At 42.9% G+C, this 16,426-nt stretch carries 14 protein-coding genes; 10 read left to right on the top strand and 4 right to left on the bottom strand.

Going from position 1 to position 16,426, the window contains the following annotated elements; genetic code table 11:
* The first annotated feature begins 63 nt into the window (after positions 1 to 63).
* From QSH61_RS15075 to QSH61_RS15100, 6 genes are all read left to right on the top strand, one after another.
* On the top strand, positions 64 to 576 hold the full coding sequence (locus QSH61_RS15075; protein WP_010605982.1) for an NUDIX hydrolase: 513 nt from the start codon (positions 64 to 66) through the stop codon (positions 574 to 576).
* A 72-nt stretch (positions 577 to 648) separates the two neighbouring features.
* Positions 649 to 1,338: a hypothetical protein gene (locus QSH61_RS15080; RefSeq protein ID WP_174169765.1), complete on the top strand. Its 690-nt coding sequence runs from the start codon at positions 649 to 651 to the stop codon at positions 1,336 to 1,338.
* A 40-nt stretch (positions 1,339 to 1,378) separates the two neighbouring features.
* Complete coding sequence (locus tag QSH61_RS15085; RefSeq protein WP_206472136.1) at positions 1,379 to 1,885, top strand: LabA-like NYN domain-containing protein; 507 nt, start codon at positions 1,379 to 1,381, stop codon at positions 1,883 to 1,885.
* 144 nt (positions 1,886 to 2,029) lie between these two features.
* Positions 2,030 to 2,620: a DUF2726 domain-containing protein gene (locus QSH61_RS15090; RefSeq protein WP_010605979.1), complete on the top strand. Its 591-nt coding sequence runs from the start codon at positions 2,030 to 2,032 to the stop codon at positions 2,618 to 2,620.
* A 108-nt stretch (positions 2,621 to 2,728) separates the two neighbouring features.
* Complete coding sequence (mtnN, locus tag QSH61_RS15095) at positions 2,729 to 3,436, top strand: 5'-methylthioadenosine/S-adenosylhomocysteine nucleosidase (RefSeq protein ID WP_010605978.1); 708 nt, start codon at positions 2,729 to 2,731, stop codon at positions 3,434 to 3,436.
* A complete protein-coding gene (locus tag QSH61_RS15100) occupies positions 3,436 to 4,392 on the top strand; it encodes a cobalamin biosynthesis protein (protein WP_206472134.1) in 957 nt (318 codons plus the stop codon). The genes mtnN and QSH61_RS15100 overlap by 1 nt, the downstream gene beginning before the upstream one ends.
* Positions 4,393 to 4,454: 62 nt before the next feature.
* Here the strand turns inward: QSH61_RS15100 and tyrS are convergent, their stop codons facing one another.
* On the bottom strand, positions 4,455 to 5,654 hold the full coding sequence (tyrS, locus tag QSH61_RS15105; protein ID WP_102057449.1) for a tyrosine--tRNA ligase: 1,200 nt from the start codon (positions 5,652 to 5,654) through the stop codon (positions 4,455 to 4,457).
* A gap of 151 nt (positions 5,655 to 5,805) precedes the next feature.
* On the opposite strand from tyrS, the gene QSH61_RS15110 reads away from it, so the two are divergent.
* The gene (locus tag QSH61_RS15110) at positions 5,806 to 7,146 is read left to right on the top strand and encodes a peptidoglycan DD-metalloendopeptidase family protein (protein ID WP_010605975.1); all 1,341 of its coding nucleotides are present in this window, start codon (positions 5,806 to 5,808) and stop codon (positions 7,144 to 7,146) included.
* A gap of 61 nt (positions 7,147 to 7,207) precedes the next feature.
* Here the strand turns inward: QSH61_RS15110 and QSH61_RS15115 are convergent, their stop codons facing one another.
* Complete coding sequence (locus QSH61_RS15115; protein ID WP_206472133.1) at positions 7,208 to 8,521, bottom strand: M20 metallopeptidase family protein; 1,314 nt, start codon at positions 8,519 to 8,521, stop codon at positions 7,208 to 7,210.
* Between the two features lie 128 nt (positions 8,522 to 8,649).
* On the opposite strand from QSH61_RS15115, the gene QSH61_RS15120 reads away from it, so the two are divergent.
* On the top strand, positions 8,650 to 9,861 hold the full coding sequence (locus tag QSH61_RS15120) for a cyclic di-GMP phosphodiesterase (RefSeq protein ID WP_206472132.1): 1,212 nt from the start codon (positions 8,650 to 8,652) through the stop codon (positions 9,859 to 9,861).
* Here the strand turns inward: QSH61_RS15120 and QSH61_RS15125 are convergent.
* Positions 9,858 to 10,841, bottom strand: coding sequence for a general secretion pathway protein GspB (locus tag QSH61_RS15125; RefSeq protein WP_174169762.1), 984 nt, complete (start codon positions 10,839 to 10,841; stop codon positions 9,858 to 9,860). The genes QSH61_RS15120 and QSH61_RS15125 overlap by 4 nt on opposite strands.
* An 8-nt stretch (positions 10,842 to 10,849) precedes the next feature.
* Positions 10,850 to 11,764, bottom strand: coding sequence for an ExeA family protein (locus tag QSH61_RS15130; protein ID WP_174169761.1), 915 nt, complete (start codon positions 11,762 to 11,764; stop codon positions 10,850 to 10,852).
* A gap of 90 nt (positions 11,765 to 11,854) precedes the next feature.
* Here QSH61_RS15130 and QSH61_RS15135 point away from each other — a divergent pair, with 90 nt between their 5' ends.
* Both QSH61_RS15135 and QSH61_RS15140 read left to right on the top strand, forming a co-directional pair.
* Positions 11,855 to 12,955, top strand: a complete 1,101-nt coding sequence (locus QSH61_RS15135) for a tRNA nucleotidyltransferase/poly(A) polymerase-related protein (protein WP_206472131.1) — start codon at positions 11,855 to 11,857, stop codon at positions 12,953 to 12,955.
* A gap of 463 nt (positions 12,956 to 13,418) precedes the next feature.
* Entirely contained in the window at positions 13,419 to 16,382 is a 2,964-nt protein-coding gene (locus QSH61_RS15140; protein ID WP_206472130.1) for a TonB-dependent receptor domain-containing protein, read from the top strand.
* Positions 16,383 to 16,426: the final 44 nt, after the last annotated feature.

Genomic DNA, 16,426 nt, shown 5'->3' on the forward strand with positions numbered 1-16,426 from the left:
TTTTACGCAGGCGTATCGTTTTGTAAACCCATTCTTGTTACCTAAATTGAAGTTAAAACCCCCATGCAAAGCTTAAACAACACCCCAGTCATTCCGCTTCAAGGCAGCTGCTTTACTAGAGAGACCACTCGCGCCATAGTCCTTAGAGGCAACGACATTCTTATGCTTTACACCAAACGTTATGACGATTACACCTTACCAGGTGGTGGCGTTAACGAGGGGGAAAGCTTAGAAGCAGCATTAGAGCGCGAGCTAAAAGAAGAAACTGGTGCAGTATCCATTACAGGTCTCACTCCTTTTGGTCGCTATGAAGAGTATCGTCCTTGGTATAAACCAGATCATGATAATGTACATATTATTTCTTATTGCTACGTTTGTGAGATCTGTGGCAAATTTGATCTGCCAACCATGGAGAATTACGAACTTGCTAATGGTATGAAACCTTTGTGGATTAACATAAATCAAGCCATAGCCCACAATGAAGCTAAACTTGCTGATGCAAATAACAAAGGGATGTCCATTTTGCGTGAATTAACTTTACTGAAACACATATCGGCGCAACTAATCACAGAATAATTCGTCTATTGAGGGAACATTTACACGTTGATTAAGCTCTAACTCTGCATAACTCAAGGATTAATAAGAATAATGCGGCCGCTCCAAAACAACCTAATTAGTTTCACCATTATTGGCTCTATTGTGCTGCATCTACTGCTCGGCTGGTATTTGCAGCAAAGTATTTATATCCCCTCAAAGCCTTTAGAAATTAAGGCAATGAAAACCTATTTGGTTATTGAGCCTGCCAAGCCCAAGGTGGAGCATATTGAGACACCAGCGATAACTGAAGATAAGCCAGTAAAGGAGTTAAAACCGACGCTGAAGGACGATACGGTTGAAGTACTAAAAACTGCGCAAACGGAACCAAAAAAGCCTACGGTTGAAAGTACAACCAAGCACATAGCCAAAGCAGCAGTCGTCACGCAACCTAAAAAGTTAGACCATCGCAAAGCAATCTCTCAATTTCGTCAGCAACTTTTAGAGCGCACTCCCAGTGACGTTGTACTCAGCCAAAACCAAAAAAAGCCGCAGCAGATCACCGTACCTAAAGCGCATCAAACCAGTGCTGCGAGCAAGCCAAGAGAGCTACTCGCGTCCACACCACATTATAAAGTCTACCGTGAAAATGGCTTGTGCTATACTGAGGTTAGACTCGATCCGAGTATTCCTACACCAGAGGGATTAAGTAATAACTGGCGTACTCCGCCTCGCCCTTGCGATGGCGGTGCCATTAAAAAAGCCTATGATGCCGCGATGAGTAAATGGCTAAACAAACGCTAATCTTGCTATCATAAAGCAAATTTATTGCTAAGAGTCCATTATGGAAAAAGTCACCATTTTAGTTGACGCTCAAAATGTTTATTACACCACCAAACAAGCCTACCAAACAGGCTTTGACTATAACGCGTTTTGGCGTAAAGCAACGGCTAATCGCGAGGTATATCAAGCCATTGCCTATTCCAGCGAACAGGGTAACGACAAACAAAAGCAGTTCCAAAATATCCTGCGAGCGATTGGCTTTGAGGTGAAGTTAAAGCCTTATATTCAACGTGCCGATGGCTCCGCAAAATGTGATTGGGATGTTGGCATTACCATTGATGCCATGGAATGCGCGTCAGGATCCGATGTAATAATTCTAGTAACTGGCGATGGTGATTTTGATTTACTCGCGAATAAACTCAGAGATAAATACCATACCCGAGTCGAAGTTTACGGCGTGCCGCAGCTTACCGCCGCCTCACTGATCCGTGCCGCTAGTGAGTTTATTCCTATTGATAGTAAATTATTAATTAGTCGACGCAGGTCTGAAATACATCACGGCGATTAACACTGTCAGATACGTTCCTATACGACAAATAGTCCACCTCCATAGCCAACCACACAAATTCTTATGACTTGCCGTAAAGTAATTTTATGGCACAATTATTGCTTATAAAATCACAGATGTCATTTTTTTGATTTGGAGTTTTGTATGGAATTTGCGTTACTTGCTATTTTGGCTCTAGTGGTCGTTGCTTCCATTGTCGCTTCTAAGTACACCGATGTGGGTGGCAATCCTTATCCGTTTAATCGTAAAGAATCTGTTTTTACCACCGTTGAAGCATCGTTTCTACATTTATTAGAACGTGCCGTTGGCGATAGATATAAAATCGTTAGCCGCATTAAGCTCATTGATGTGATTGAGTGCAAGCCGGGTATCTCTCCAAAAGCACGTCGTGCTGCGGTAACTAAAGCTAAGAATAAGCAGTTGGATTATGTCTTGGTAGACAAAGAGACACTGAAAATTGTTGCCGCTGTTGACTTGGTCAATAACGCCAATAAAAACGGCCATAAAGCACAAAAAGATTGGTTTGTAAGTGGTGCTCTGGAATCTGCGGGTATTCCACACATTCGTATGAAAATCAAAAGTGGCTACCAAAGCGCTGAGGTGCGTGCGGCAATCCTATTCAAGCTTGGCCAAAAAGTGGAGATGCCAAAGAAAACCAGAAACCGCACCTACAAACCTGCGGTACTGTCTCCTTCACAGGCAAAAGCACAGTCAACTCAGTTGGCAGAAATCTAGCAAAACGGGCGTCAGCCCGTTTTTTGTTTTACCTATCAAAACCCCTTTCGTATAATAAAAGCAATTTTGACACTGGGGCTTTCCCCACCACAAATTAGGAATCTTTTGATGAAAGTAGGCATTATCGGCGCAATGGAGCAAGAAGTTACCATTTTGCGTAACACCATGGAAAACCCGCAAACATTGACCAAAGGTGGCTTTACTTTTTATACCGGCAAACTGGCTGGTCTTGACGTAACGCTTGTACAGTCTGGCATTGGTAAAGTGGCAGCGACGGTTGCGACAACTTTGCTTATCGACAACTTTGCGCCAGATTGCGTGATCAACACGGGTTCTGCAGGTGGCTTTGAACCATCACTAAACGTCGGCGATGTGGTGATTTCAAATGAAGTACGTCATCACGACGTTGATGTTACTGCATTTGGCTATGAAATTGGTCAAGTTCCGCAAATGCCTGCTGCGTTTACTTCGCACACAAAATTAGTTGAAGCTGCAGAGCAAAGCGTACATGCGCTTGAAGGCATTCAAACTATGGTTGGTTTGATCTGTACGGGTGACTCATTTATGTGCGACCCAGTACGCATCGACAAGGCGCGTGCAGACTTCCCTACGATGTTAGCAGTAGAAATGGAAGGTGCGGCAATTGCGCAGGCTTGTCATTCTTTAAACACGCCATTTGTTGTGATCCGCTCGCTATCTGATATCGCCGGCAAAGAATCACCGCAATCATTCGAAGAGTATCTAGAAGTCGCTTCTGTTAACTCTTCTAAAATGGTGATGGCACTACTTAATAAGCTGGATAAGGTTACGCTTTAGTGCTCGACAGCTTGCTTCAGGCCCATGAGGGCCTGATCATTTTCTTACTGGCGATTTTTGCCAGCCTAGGGGTAAGGTTATCAACACTTTATCACCCTAATCTTATTCTTAGCCTTATATTTAAAGCGATTGCCGAAAAAGTTTATCGCCCCAAAGCGGCTTCTAGTTATCAACTGTTATCAGGCACACTGGGATTCCTCCTCCCTATATTAACCATCACCGTATTAACTTATGCGATTATTAGCTTTGCTTTTTATCCTAATTGGCTCGGTGGGCTGGTGTTGTTTTTATGCTTAGATATTAGCCATGAAAGCCGTGCTAAGCGTATTTCCGCGCTGATAAAGTCAAAGCAAAAAGTAACCGCAAGAGCCGTGTTGCAAGGAATGGTAGCAAGAGATGTAGAGAAGCTAACAGAGCTTGGTATTTGTAAAGCCACCATAGATAGCACCGCATTAAATACCCTGCGCCATTTTTTTGTCATTGCTTTACTGTATCTAATGGCAGGCCCCTATCTCGCGCTATTTTATAAACTGTTACTGCTATGCGACCATGCTTGGCGGCAAGTAATGCTCCCCTCAGCCCGTTTTATGACAAGCCTTTCCCGCGTGATTTGGCTCGTTGAGTTTGTACCCATGCGATTATTAATTACCTGCTTTTCATTGCTACTTAGACCAAAGCAAACTTGGCACTACATTAAATACTACGGCCGTCACTTTAGCCAAACGAATACCGGATGGGCACTGAGCTTCTTTGCCGCAAATTTACATACACAGCTCGCAGGGCCGCGCTTTTATTTTGGTGAACGTTATGATGTGATGCGGGTAGGTGCAAAAGCGCAACCCTCAGCTGAGCATATTCAGCATTTACTCGGGCTACTTAATCAAATGCGCTGGCTATTTATTGCTACTTCCGCCTTACTGCTTGTGATTATAAATTTTGCTAGCTTAATGTTGTAACAACCACAAAAAAGGCCAGTAAAACACTGACCTCTTCGGCTATAACAAGTAGATTAGCTTGTTTAGTTTACCGTAACTTTCGCAAACTTACGCTTACCTACTTGGTAGATTTCACAAGAACCTTTCGCAACTTCTAATTTTGTGTCTGTTACTTTATCTTCGCCATTTAGCTTAACCGCGCCTTGCTTGATCATGCGCATCGCCTCTGAAGTACTTGCCACTAAACCGGCTTCTTTTAGCAAGTTAGTGATAAACGTGCTTTCACCCTCAATAGTTACGGTGACTTCAGGGATCTCATCAGGTAAGGCATTTTTTTGGAAACGCTTGATAAAGTCTTGATGCGCCGCTTCAGCGTCAGCTTCACTGTGGAATCGAGCAATCATTTCTTTTGCAAATTCAATCTTAATGTCACGAGGGTTGCGGCCGCCTGCAACTTCTTCTTTAAGTGCAGCGATATCATCCAGTGTTTTTGCGCTTAACAATTCGTAGTAACGCCACATTAAATCGTCAGAAATCGACATCACTTTACCGAACATGTCGTTTGGCGCATCAGTAATACCGATGTAGTTACCTAGTGACTTAGACATTTTCTGTACGCCGTCGGTGCCTTCAAGTAGCGGCATCATCAGTACTGTTTGCGGCTTTTGCCCTTCGTCTTTTTGTAGCTCACGACCCATTAATAGGTTAAAGCGCTGATCGGTACCACCGAGCTCAACATCCGCCTCTAGTGCAACCGAGTCCCAACCTTGAACCAGTGGATATAAGAATTCGTGGATTGCGATTGCTTGGCCATTTGCATAACGCTTTTTAAAGTCGTCGCGCTCAAGCATACGTGCCACAGTTTGACGTGCAGCAAGCTTGATCATACCGGCTGTGCCAAGCTTTTCCATCCACTCAGAATTGAATGCAACTGTGGTTTTGGCAGGATCAAGGATTTTGAAAACCTGTTCTTTGTATGTTTCTGCATTTGCCAGTACATCTTCACGAGTGAGTGGCTTACGAGTTACATTTTTGCCCGTTGGGTCGCCAATCATACCGGTGAAATCACCAATCAAGAAAATCACCTCATGGCCTAAGTCTTGAAAGGTTTTCATTTTATTGATTAGCACTGTGTGTCCTAAATGCAAATCAGGCGCTGTTGGATCGAAACCCGCTTTAATACGTAGTTTTTTACCTGACTTCAGCTTTTCTTTTAATTCATCCTGCAACAGAATTTCTTCTGCACCACGGCTAATCTCTGCAAATGCAGTTTCTAAATCCACTATTCTCACTCCAACAGCTATAACTTGTAATCGCTCGATTCTAGCCTATATTTATCCGAGTTTAAATGCACAAAACGCTGGTATTACGGGTTTATTACGTATATCCTGCAATATTATCTACAATAATTCTTGACAGCAGAAAAGGCGCATTATGGTTCATGTGGTTCATAAGCTCCCCAAAAAGCACAAAGTGCTCATCATCGGCTTCCTATCTGCGATGGTCGGAATTGCCCTGATCCCCTCTGAAAAAGCAACGGCTTCAAAAGACAATGACGGAAAAGCTTTAGAAGTTGGGAAACGTTACGAGTTGCCAGTAAAAATATCAGAAAAAACAGAGCAACTTACTGAATTAGATGCAGCGCCAGTCATCACGCCTGAGTCTGCCCCTAAACAACCTGTATTTGAATTTAAAGACCACGAAGTGAAGTCTGGCGACAGCCTAGCCGTGATTTTTAAACGCGCAGGTTATTCTGCCAAAACGTTACACAATCTGGTCAATACCAACGCAGAAACCCGCAAGCTGACTAAAATCCACCCGGGAGAAGTGCTTAGCTTTGCTAGCAATGATGGTGGTGAATTAGCTCAATTAAAATACATCTTGTCAAAAACGGATACCTTATTGGTCACCCTAAACGACGAGGGTAATTACGAAACCAAAATCGAAAGCAAGGAAATCGAAAGTCGCGAAAAATCGGCAGGTGGCAAGATCAATTCCAGCTTCTGGAGCGCTGGTATTTCAGCGGGTCTTAGCGAACGCCAAATAATGAACTTCGCCGATATTTTTGGTTGGGATGTCGACTTTGCAAACGATATTCGTAAGGGTGACTCTTTCGCTTTAGTGTTTGAAAAGCACTATGTAGACGGTGAAGAAATCGGTAATGGTAAAATTATTGCCGCAGAATTTATCAATCAGGGCGAGCGTTACAGTGCGGTTCGTCATACTGATGACGAGTTCTATACCCCTGAAGGCCGTAGCATGAAAAAAGCCTTCTTAAGAGCACCAGTTAACTTCAAATATATCAGCTCCAGCTTCAATCCGCGTCGCCTTCACCCTGTGACTGGCCGAGTATCGTCTCACAATGGTATAGACTATGCGGCACGCGTAGGCACGCCGGTGGTTTCCTCTGGTAACGGTAAGGTACTTAAGTCTGGTTACAATAAACTCAATGGTAACTATGTGTTTATTCAGCACGGCAGCAAGTATGTGACTAAGTACTTACACTTGAATAAACGTGCTGTGAAAACAGGTCAAAAAGTGAAGCAAGGGCAGAAAATTGGTACCGTCGGTGCAACTGGCCGCGTGACAGGTCCTCACCTTCATTATGAGTTTTTGGTGAACGGCGTACACCGAAATCCTAAAACGGTAAAACTGCCAAAGTCTGAACCATTACCTCAGTCTGAGCTCGCTAAGTTCAAACCCATTGCAGATGCGATGCTGGTAAAACTAGAGCGCAATAGAGAGTTAATGCTTGCAGCAGCAAATAAAGACTAAAAACTAAAAAGGTAGCCGAGGCTACCTTTTTACTATGCGAGATAAAAAAGCTAGATAAAGCTTATTTTTGATTAAACAAAGCAAGTGCACTATTGCTCATAGCTCTAACTCCAGTTGCGATGGCGATAGGGTAATCTGGCGCAAAGTGACTAGAATGCAATGAAGGTAAAGGCTCTCCGCTTTTTTGTGCCGCATCGAATACCGCTTGATTAACACCACCTAGCCAAAAAATTGTAATTGGTACATTGTCGTCAGTACGGCCATATAAACCGAAATCTTCACCAGCCATCACCGGCTGAGATTGTTCAACATTTTCTGCACCAATTTCCTGCTTAATAGCGCTAGTTACAAACTTAGCCAACTCCGGATTATTATACGTAGATGGAATGCTTTCGCTTTCATGAACGATAACCTCAGGCTCAAGACTGCCCTCCAATCCTGCACTTTTTGCTATGCCTGCAGTCAAGCGTTTGATCGCCGTAATTTGTTGCTCACGCACGTCCGGATTATAAGAGCGTAGCGTTAGTTGAAGCTTCACTTCGTTTGAAATGATATTGTGCTTAGAACCACCGTGAATAGAGCCTACAGTGATCACCGACGGCTCTAACGGAGAGATCTCTCGTGATGTAATGGTCTGTAGTCCTAGTACAATCCGAGATGCTAGTACCACAGGGTCGATGGTAGTATGTGGATAGGCTCCATGCCCCCCTTTACCCTTGACAATGATGTCAACTGAGTCAACATTCGCCAATGCATAACCCGGTGCGATCGCCACTTTACCGGCAGGAACCGCAGCACTTACATGCAAACCAAGCACATGATCGGGTTTAGCAAACTGAGTATACAACCCTTCCTTCAACATCGCTTTTGCGCCGCCACCCACTTCTTCAGCGGGTTGAGCAACTAACATCAATGTACCTTGCCACTTTTCCTTGTTAGCCATTAGCTGTTTTGCAGTACCGATTAAACTGGTCATATGGATGTCGTGACCACAACCGTGCATCACACCAACCAAATTCCCCGCATCATCTTTCACTTTAACTTTTGACGCGTACGACTTCCCTGTTTCTTCAATAATTGGCAAACCATCGGTATCGGCTCGGATCATCACCGTTGGACCATCACCATTTTTCAGCATGCCAACAACACCAAAGCCACCCACATTTTCAGTCACGTCATAACCAAGTCTGCGCATTTCATCCGCCAAACGCCCTGCTGTTTTTTCTTCTTTATAAGAGAGCTCAGGGTTTTGATGTAAATGTAAGTACAAAGACTCAAGTTCAGGCATAGACTCTGCAACTTGTTGTTTCAAATTGGCATTCGCATGCCAAGACAAAGTGGCAATGAGGCCTAACACCAAGGGAGATAAGCGCATAAAATAGACTCCTTTTTGTTTCTTTCAGGATGCGGGTTTATTGGGGGAAAATCAATCATATTTATATTTTAATCCTTTCTATTTTACCAAGTTTTGCTACGCTTAAAGACACAACTTAAGGAACCTTCATGCCAGAGATTAACATTAATATCAGTGATTTAGAGCCAGGTATGTTTGTTGTCGGTGTGACAAAGCAGACAGGCTCAGTTGCGATTAAAACCAAAGGCTGGGTGAGAACGAAAACAAGCATTACAAAGCTACAAAAGAGTGGTGTTTTAGAGGTAACGGTCGACCCTAGTAAGCGCCTTTCAGAACACGACCCTCACGATGAACCTCCTCATGATGAAAATATAGAAGAGCCGCATAAACCAGAGCATGACCCTTGGCAAACCAAGTGTAGTGTTGACGCAGAAATGCAACACGCAGTGACACTTTACGACGAAGCAAAAGCAATTCAAAGCAAAGCGTTCGCGGATATTAAAGCGGGTAAAGCGATAGAAATAGAGGCTTTTAAAGCAACAGCAAGCGGCTTTATTGACTCCGTATTTCGCAATCAAGATGCACTATCCTGTATCGCGCGGATCAGAGAAAAAGACGCCTATCTATTGGAGCACTCTATTAATGTTTCTATCTTAATGGCTATTTTCTGTAAGCACCTAGGCTATTCGAGAGAGTTAACCGAGGAGATGACCACAGGCGCGCTACTCCACGACATTGGTAAGATAGAAATTCCCGACGATATTTTACATAAGCCTGGAAAATTGAGCCTCGATGAGTATCACATCATGAAGTCTCACGCTAAATACAGCTTTGATATTTTGCTCAATGCAGGTCTTGGACGAGTTGCTTGTGAAATAGCAGGCTATCACCACGAGCGCCTAGATGGCACAGGGTATCCTTATGGCAAAACTGCGGACGAACTTCCTCAGCATGTGAGAATGGCAGCTATCGTTGATGTTTATGACGCATTGACCGCTGAGCGCGTCTATAAAGAGGGCATGACACCAATTAAAGCGTTTAAGTTAATGCGTGAAGGCTGCCCTCACCATTTTGACGAACAACTACTAAGCCGGTTTATTGCTTGCATTGGCGTATACCCTGTGGGTACTTTAGTAAAACTCACTAGTGGGAAGGTCGGTGTTATTGCCCAAAGCAATCCCAAAACGCCACTAAAACCCGTTGTTAAAGTGTTTTATCACGCTAAGCACATGCATTACATTGAAGTTCAAGATATCGATTTAAGCGCGAAAAAAGCAAACGATGAGCTAGAGTCAGCGATCAAGCCCGAAGAATTCAAGCTTGATCTTATTCGGTTTTTTAAACATTCAATGCTGCCTTAATATGAAGGCAGCCAGTCCTCCATTGCCTCAAGGCTGAATTCAATACCGTCGAAATCAAAACGTGTTTGCTCTGGTGTAATTTCTACAACGGTCAAAGCCCCTAGACTATCACCCTCATATAAAGGTCTATTGTTTATTTTTATCCACCGCTCATGGGAGTCGGTAGCATAAATATGTGCTTGATAGCGCAAGCTTGGAATACTATTTTGCAATTGGGCAGGAAGCAGCGCGATGGGCGTAGCTGAAGCAGACTCCTTAGTAGTAGCAAGCACCTCTGGCTCTTCATGCGGTGCTGTTTCTTTTACCGCCTCTGCAAAGGCTTTTTTAAGTTCTTCTGATACCCCGGCAAGTTCATCATCTTGTGGTTTTGGCTTAGCGCCAAATACACGATAGCCCGCGTACTCCCCAGCCGTTTGGACTTCTCCTGGGGATAAGTCTTGAGTAACCTGATTAGGTTGAATGACATCCGATGTAGGGATTGACACGACAGGTACAGCTTTAACAGAGTCTACCGGTACCAATTGTTGTTGATATAAAGGCTTGCCTTGGTTATCAACGCCAATTTGCACAGACACCCACTGGAAGTGCTGCTCAGGCTCAGCAGTTTGTGCCTCTAGATTAGAATTAACAGTGTTGTTTGTCGCTGAAGTAGCCGCTGGTGTACTCACTTCTTGACTAGCAACACTAGCCTTTTTCACCTGCTGATTATTCTCCACCGCAAGATCTGTAGAAAGCTCAGCTTGCTCTTCTTTTTTCGCCTCCACTTTAGTCGTTACTGCTGGTTGCACTTCTGCTGGGGTCGTTATCTTACCGATATAATACCCCACCCCAAGTGAAGACAAAGACAAGAGACCCGCACCGGCATAGGTAACGAGCTTTTTATAGAAAATGAGTTGGGCGTCTTGGCGTTGACTCAAATAATCCTGTTCGGCATCTGCACCTTGCTGCGACTGTTTCATAGCTCTTGTTAAATACGACATGTTTCCCTCTACACCAATTTTGCCAAACCAAAGCCCGCAACAAATAACATACCAAGCCAAACCGAAAAAAATAATGGCACGCGACTCTTTTCTTGGCTTGCAACTGGCACTAAATTAGTGGGTAGCGCCTCCTTTGCTGCTTGAACAGCGATTGCTTTCGTTACCTGAGTTTGCGATGCCGAGTATGCCCCTAATAAACACCTGTCGGCCAACAAATTTATTAATCTTGGGATCCCTGCTGTCACTTGATGTACATAGGCTACCGCATCATGGTGGAACAAAGCTTGCTGACAACCGGCTTTTTGCAGACGATGCTGTATATAAGCAAACACTTGCGATTCGCTAAGTGGCAGTAAGTGATAACGCGCCGTGATCCTTTGTGCTAATTGCCGCAGCTCGTTGCGCTGCAACAAATGCTGTAGCTCTGGTTGACCCACTAATACTATTTGTAGCAATTTTTTATGATCTGTTTCAAGGTTAGTCAGCAGCCTAAGCTGTTCAAGTACCTCCGGTGCTAAATGCTGAGCTTCATCAATGATCAACATTGTATGACCACCACTATGATGGTTCTCTAACAATCTATGCTTAATCACATCGGTAAGCGATTTTAACGTGGCGTTGTTGCTGTCATAGTCAATTTCCAGCTCATCACAAATCGTCGCAAGCAGTTCAAGCTCCGATAGCGATGGGTTAAGTATAAAAGCAACCTTCGTTGATTCAGGCAACTGAGCCAGCATACTCCGTGTAACTGTGGTTTTCCCCGTACCAACCTCACCAGTCAGTAGTACAAAGCCACCCGCGTCACCCAACCCATAGGTTAAATGTGCAAGTGCTTCCTTGTGACGTTCGCTAAGGAATAAGAATTCAGGATTTGGTGCAATCGAGAAGGGTTTTTCAGTTAACCCAAAATAGCGTAAATACACGACTTGTCTCTTTATTGTTATGATGCGCTCTATAATGGCAAAATCCGGTTCAAGATAAAACCTTGAATCGCATAAAATGGAATATAGCAAATGAAAATCTATCTCGTCGGCGGTGCAGTTAGAGATGAACTGCTAGGGCGCCCAATAAAAGAAAGAGATTATGTGGTCGTTGGCAGCACACCAGAGCAAATGAGTGAGCTAGGCTATCAGCAAGTTGGCAGCGACTTCCCTGTATTCTTACACCCCATCACAAAAGACGAACACGCTCTTGCGCGCACCGAGCGTAAAAGTGGTCAAGGATACACTGGGTTTATTTGTGATTTTGGCCCAGAAATAAGCTTGGAAGAAGATTTACTTCGCCGAGATCTTACCGTTAATGCAATTGCTAAAGATGATGATGGTTCGCTTATTGACCCCTATGGCGGTCAAAAAGATTTAGAAAACCGAATATTACGCCATGTCAGCAGCGCTTTTAGTGAAGATCCACTTAGAGTACTGCGAGTAGCGCGTTTTGCAGCTCGCTATAAAGAATACAACTTCACCATTGCAACTGAAACTTGGCACCTTATGCAAACCATGGTCGCTAACGATGAATTAAAAACCTTAACCAAAGAGCGTATTTGGCTAGAAATAGAAAAAACAATACAAGATAACGGATTAGGACACTTTCTAAATACGATCTCAGCGTTAGGTGCACGTGAATTTGTTTCTCCATACATCCCAGAGTGGGATCAAGCAGCATATGGAAAATTTCAAAGTGCACTCTCTAGACTTGAAAAGAATGATGAGTTGGATGGATTAGCACAATTCAGCCTTGCCTGTTACTTTTCGGGTACTTGCTTGATTCAGTTAGAGCAAGCAAAACGATTTAAAGTGCCTAATATTTACTTAGAAAGCAGCAAAGAGCTTATCGCAAATCTCGATTTATTGAGCAAAGAAAGTAAAACCCCTGATGAATGGTTTATTATCTTACAAAATATAGACGCATGGCGCAGACCTGAGAAACTAGAGCGCTTTTGTTATATTTGTAGCAAGGTAAGTGATAATTTACGTGCTCTTTGTGACAAACTTACACAGAACTTTTTAGCAACTCGCAACATCGATGTACAAGAGATCATTGCAGACGGCTACCAAGGAAAGGCTATTCAAGAGCAGCTCAAACTCAGACGCTTAAAAGCTATGCAAAATTAGCTATTTTCCATAAAGAGATAGGTTGATTTTCGGCCTATCTAAAAAAGTTCCCTGTCGAATTCCCCTCAAAACATCAAGTGCTCACTTTTAGCACAGCAAAACCCACATAAAAATTACAATTCCAGCTACAAAAAAGCTTAAATTTCAAACTGAAACTTATATCATTTCTATCAAATTTAAATTTATTGTTCTCAAAACAATAACAGCATTTGTAAACACTTACTAACCGTAAATAAAAGATGACACAAAGAGCCACCATAACCAACTGATTATAATAAAGAAAACCAAATAAGGAACAACAAAATCACACATTACACCTTTTTTAAACATCATACACATTTAGACAAAACCCATATTTAACAATTGTTTATGGTAAAAACGCAGCACCTATATTGCGATATGTCGCCTTCCAAAGTATGGAAAGGGTCGGCCATCGTTATAAACAAAGTAAATAAGGGTCAAAATGTTGAAGAAGTTAAATCTAGTTACCGCTGGAATCCAAGTTGCTTTAGTCGCTGGTGCCGTAAGCAGTTCAGTAGCTGTTGCAAACGAACAAACAGAAGCTAAATCAGTAGAGCGCATTCAAGTTACCGGTTCACGAATCAAACGTGTGAACCTAACTTCACCTACACCAGTTACTGTAATTGGTGGTGTAGAGCTTGAAAACCAAGGCATCACCAACGTAAATGACCTTTTAGCTGAAATGCCTCAAGCTAGTGTTGGCCTATCTCCTGAAAATACCACCAGCTACATCTATGCGTCAGGTTTAAATACTACTGATCTGCGTGGTTTAGGCTCAGAACGTACACTGGTATTAGTTAATGGCCGTCGCTTTGTACCAGGCTCTGTTGGTGACACTGCGGTAGATTTAAACAACATCCCTACTTCTATTATTGAGCGTGTAGAAATCGCAACAGGCGGCGCAGCAGCAGTCTATGGTGCGGACGCTGTCGCTGGTGTTGTAAACATCATTACCAAGAAGTCATTTGATGGCGTAGAAGTTGATATCTCCACCGTGAAGCCTGAACAAAATGGCGGTGAAGATTACTCTTTCTCAATTACTGGCGGACAAGAGCTAGACAAGCTTTCATTCATTACCTCGTTGAATTATACGAAAAACGAAAGCTATGCAAAGCTTGACCGCGATTTCTACAGAAATTCAATGCGATCGATAGCCAACCCTTCTGACACAGGAAGCAAAGATGGCATTCCTGGGAATATCGTACTAAACGGTCAAACGGCCCTCGCTAGATATTCTGAAAAAGGTGATTTCTTTGCTATCGCTCCGGGTGCAGATAAAACTCGTGATGTATATTTAAATAACCACTTTGCATTTCAAGAAGATGGTTCATTACAACCATTTAACTATGGGTTAGGTTTGATCCCAGATCCAAACTCAGCTATTTCAGACTTAGCTGCTGGCCGCTACTTCCACGATGAATACAACAAAGGTGATGGTGTATTTACTCAAGGATCAAAAAGTTATTTTAGAACACCTCTAGAGCGAGTAATCGCTTCTGCGTATGGTACTTACGAACTGAATGATGAGCATGCTCTGACATTTGACGCAACTTGGTCAAAAACAGACTCGACAACTGAAAGTGGTCCAACATTCTTCGCCTATAAGATCTATCGTGATAATGCCTTTGTGAGCGATGAAATGGGCAATATCATGGATAGCGTAGAATACAAAGATAAAGATGGTAATTTAGTCAAAGGTATTGATAGCGTAACTTTATATCAAGCGAACTCAAACCTTTGGGGTGACCGTAACTATGAACAAGAGCGTGAAGTCTTCCGTTCATCTATAGGTGCCGAAGGGATTATCAATGATGATTGGAGTTACAGTGCCTATTTCCAATTTGGCCGCGTAGAGCAAGATACAACTTGGACAGGTGAAGTTCTTGAACAAAACTTACTAAACGCAGTTAACTCAGCCGTTATCGATGGTCAAACTGTATGTGTAGACCGTGATAGTAAAGGTAAGATCATTGGCCAAATCGCAGGCTGTGTACCATTTAATCCTATGGGCGCAACATCAGCAACTGCAGAGCAAATGGGTTATATTTCGACTGTAGCGACCCGTTTTGCAAGACATGATCAAGCTGTTTTTGCAGCCACCGTCGATGGTATTCTATTTGAGCTTCCTGCTGGTTATGTGAGTGCTGCATTTACCGCCGAGCACCGTCGCGAAGTTGCTGAAAAGACACCATCTGAAAATATGGAAAAAGGCTTAATCTTCGGTAATTCTAGCTTACCAATGCATGGTGAAATTGAAGTTGACGAGCTTTCAATGGAGCTATCTGTACCATTACTCGTGGACGAATTTCTTGCATTAGACTTAACATTTGAAGGTGCATATCGTTATATGGATTATTCAGTGACTGGTGGAGACGATGCTTGGAAGCTAGCACTTAATTGGGGTATAACTGAAGAGTTAAGACTACGCGTTAACCGTTCAAAATCAGTCAGAGCACCGAGCTTAGGTGATCTATTTGCACCGTCATCAACACAATACAGCTCTGGCCGTGCTGACATCTGTCGTGCTGACAGCATTAAAAAGCTAAGTGACGATTACAAGTACAAACAAAACATTATTAGAAACTGCCAAGCTGACGGCTTACCAGAAGGCTGGATGCCTTCTTCAGAATGGCTTGCGGGCGGCAGTCTTGAAGGTTCAATCGTTGGTAACACCGAACTTAAGAACGAAGTGTCTAATGACTTAACTGTAGGTCTTATCTATACACCTGAATTTATCGAAGGTCTAGATTTTACTGTTGATTATTGGTCATTCGAAATTGACGGCGCAATTCAATACTTTGGTCGTGCAGACATAATCAAATACTGTTATGAAAGTGAATCAATTGACAACTTATTTTGTAAAAACTTAGTTCGCGGTGAAAATGGCGATATTGAACACTTCTATCAACGCCCAATTAACTCTGCACAAATAGTAAAGAAAGGTTACGATCTAGAGTCGGCATATCGATTTGATGCCATGAGTGGTGAGGTTGCTTTAAAATTAGCCGCGACTTACATTCAAAAAGACACTCAAAACTCAACAGGCCGTGCTGACGACTTACGTAGCTTTACTGGACTAACTGACGATTCACCACGCTGGAAAGGCCGTTTTACAGCAGTGTACTCGCAAGATGAATCAGTTTACGCGTTAACGGTTAATTACCGCCATAGTACGGTTGATGACAAAGATTGGACTATTGAAGCTAATAACTTCAACGAAGTTTCATCATATACAACTGTGGATTTCATGTATAAGTCATACGTGTTAGAGGATTTACAACTTCGTCTAGGTGTAAGTAACCTATTTGATAAAGAACCTCCTCGTACACCAGCAACATTCGACTCAGGCGAGTTCTATGATGTTAATGGTCGTAGATTCTCAGTAGGTATGAAGTATAACTTCTAATCTTCTTTAGAATTTGATTCAAAATAAGCCTCCTTTTGGAGGCT

The organism is Pseudoalteromonas sp. JC3, from assembly GCF_030291895.1.
Classification (GTDB): domain Bacteria; phylum Pseudomonadota; class Gammaproteobacteria; order Enterobacterales; family Alteromonadaceae; genus Pseudoalteromonas.

Coding starts and splice junctions, on each gene's coding strand:
- QSH61_RS15075 (WP_010605982.1), top strand. CDS start 64: ATGCAAAGCTTAAACAACACCCCAGTCATTCCGCTTCAAGGCAGCTGC.
- QSH61_RS15080 (WP_174169765.1), top strand. CDS start 649: ATGCGGCCGCTCCAAAACAACCTAATTAGTTTCACCATTATTGGCTCT.
- QSH61_RS15085 (WP_206472136.1), top strand. CDS start 1,379: ATGGAAAAAGTCACCATTTTAGTTGACGCTCAAAATGTTTATTACACC.
- QSH61_RS15090 (WP_010605979.1), top strand. CDS start 2,030: ATGGAATTTGCGTTACTTGCTATTTTGGCTCTAGTGGTCGTTGCTTCC.
- mtnN (WP_010605978.1), top strand. CDS start 2,729: ATGAAAGTAGGCATTATCGGCGCAATGGAGCAAGAAGTTACCATTTTG.
- QSH61_RS15110 (WP_010605975.1), top strand. CDS start 5,806: ATGGTTCATGTGGTTCATAAGCTCCCCAAAAAGCACAAAGTGCTCATC.
- QSH61_RS15115 (WP_206472133.1), bottom strand. CDS start 8,521: ATGCGCTTATCTCCCTTGGTGTTAGGCCTCATTGCCACTTTGTCTTGG.
- QSH61_RS15120 (WP_206472132.1), top strand. CDS start 8,650: ATGCCAGAGATTAACATTAATATCAGTGATTTAGAGCCAGGTATGTTT.
- QSH61_RS15125 (WP_174169762.1), bottom strand. CDS start 10,841: ATGTCGTATTTAACAAGAGCTATGAAACAGTCGCAGCAAGGTGCAGAT.
- QSH61_RS15135 (WP_206472131.1), top strand. CDS start 11,855: ATGAAAATCTATCTCGTCGGCGGTGCAGTTAGAGATGAACTGCTAGGG.
- QSH61_RS15140 (WP_206472130.1), top strand. CDS start 13,419: ATGTTGAAGAAGTTAAATCTAGTTACCGCTGGAATCCAAGTTGCTTTA.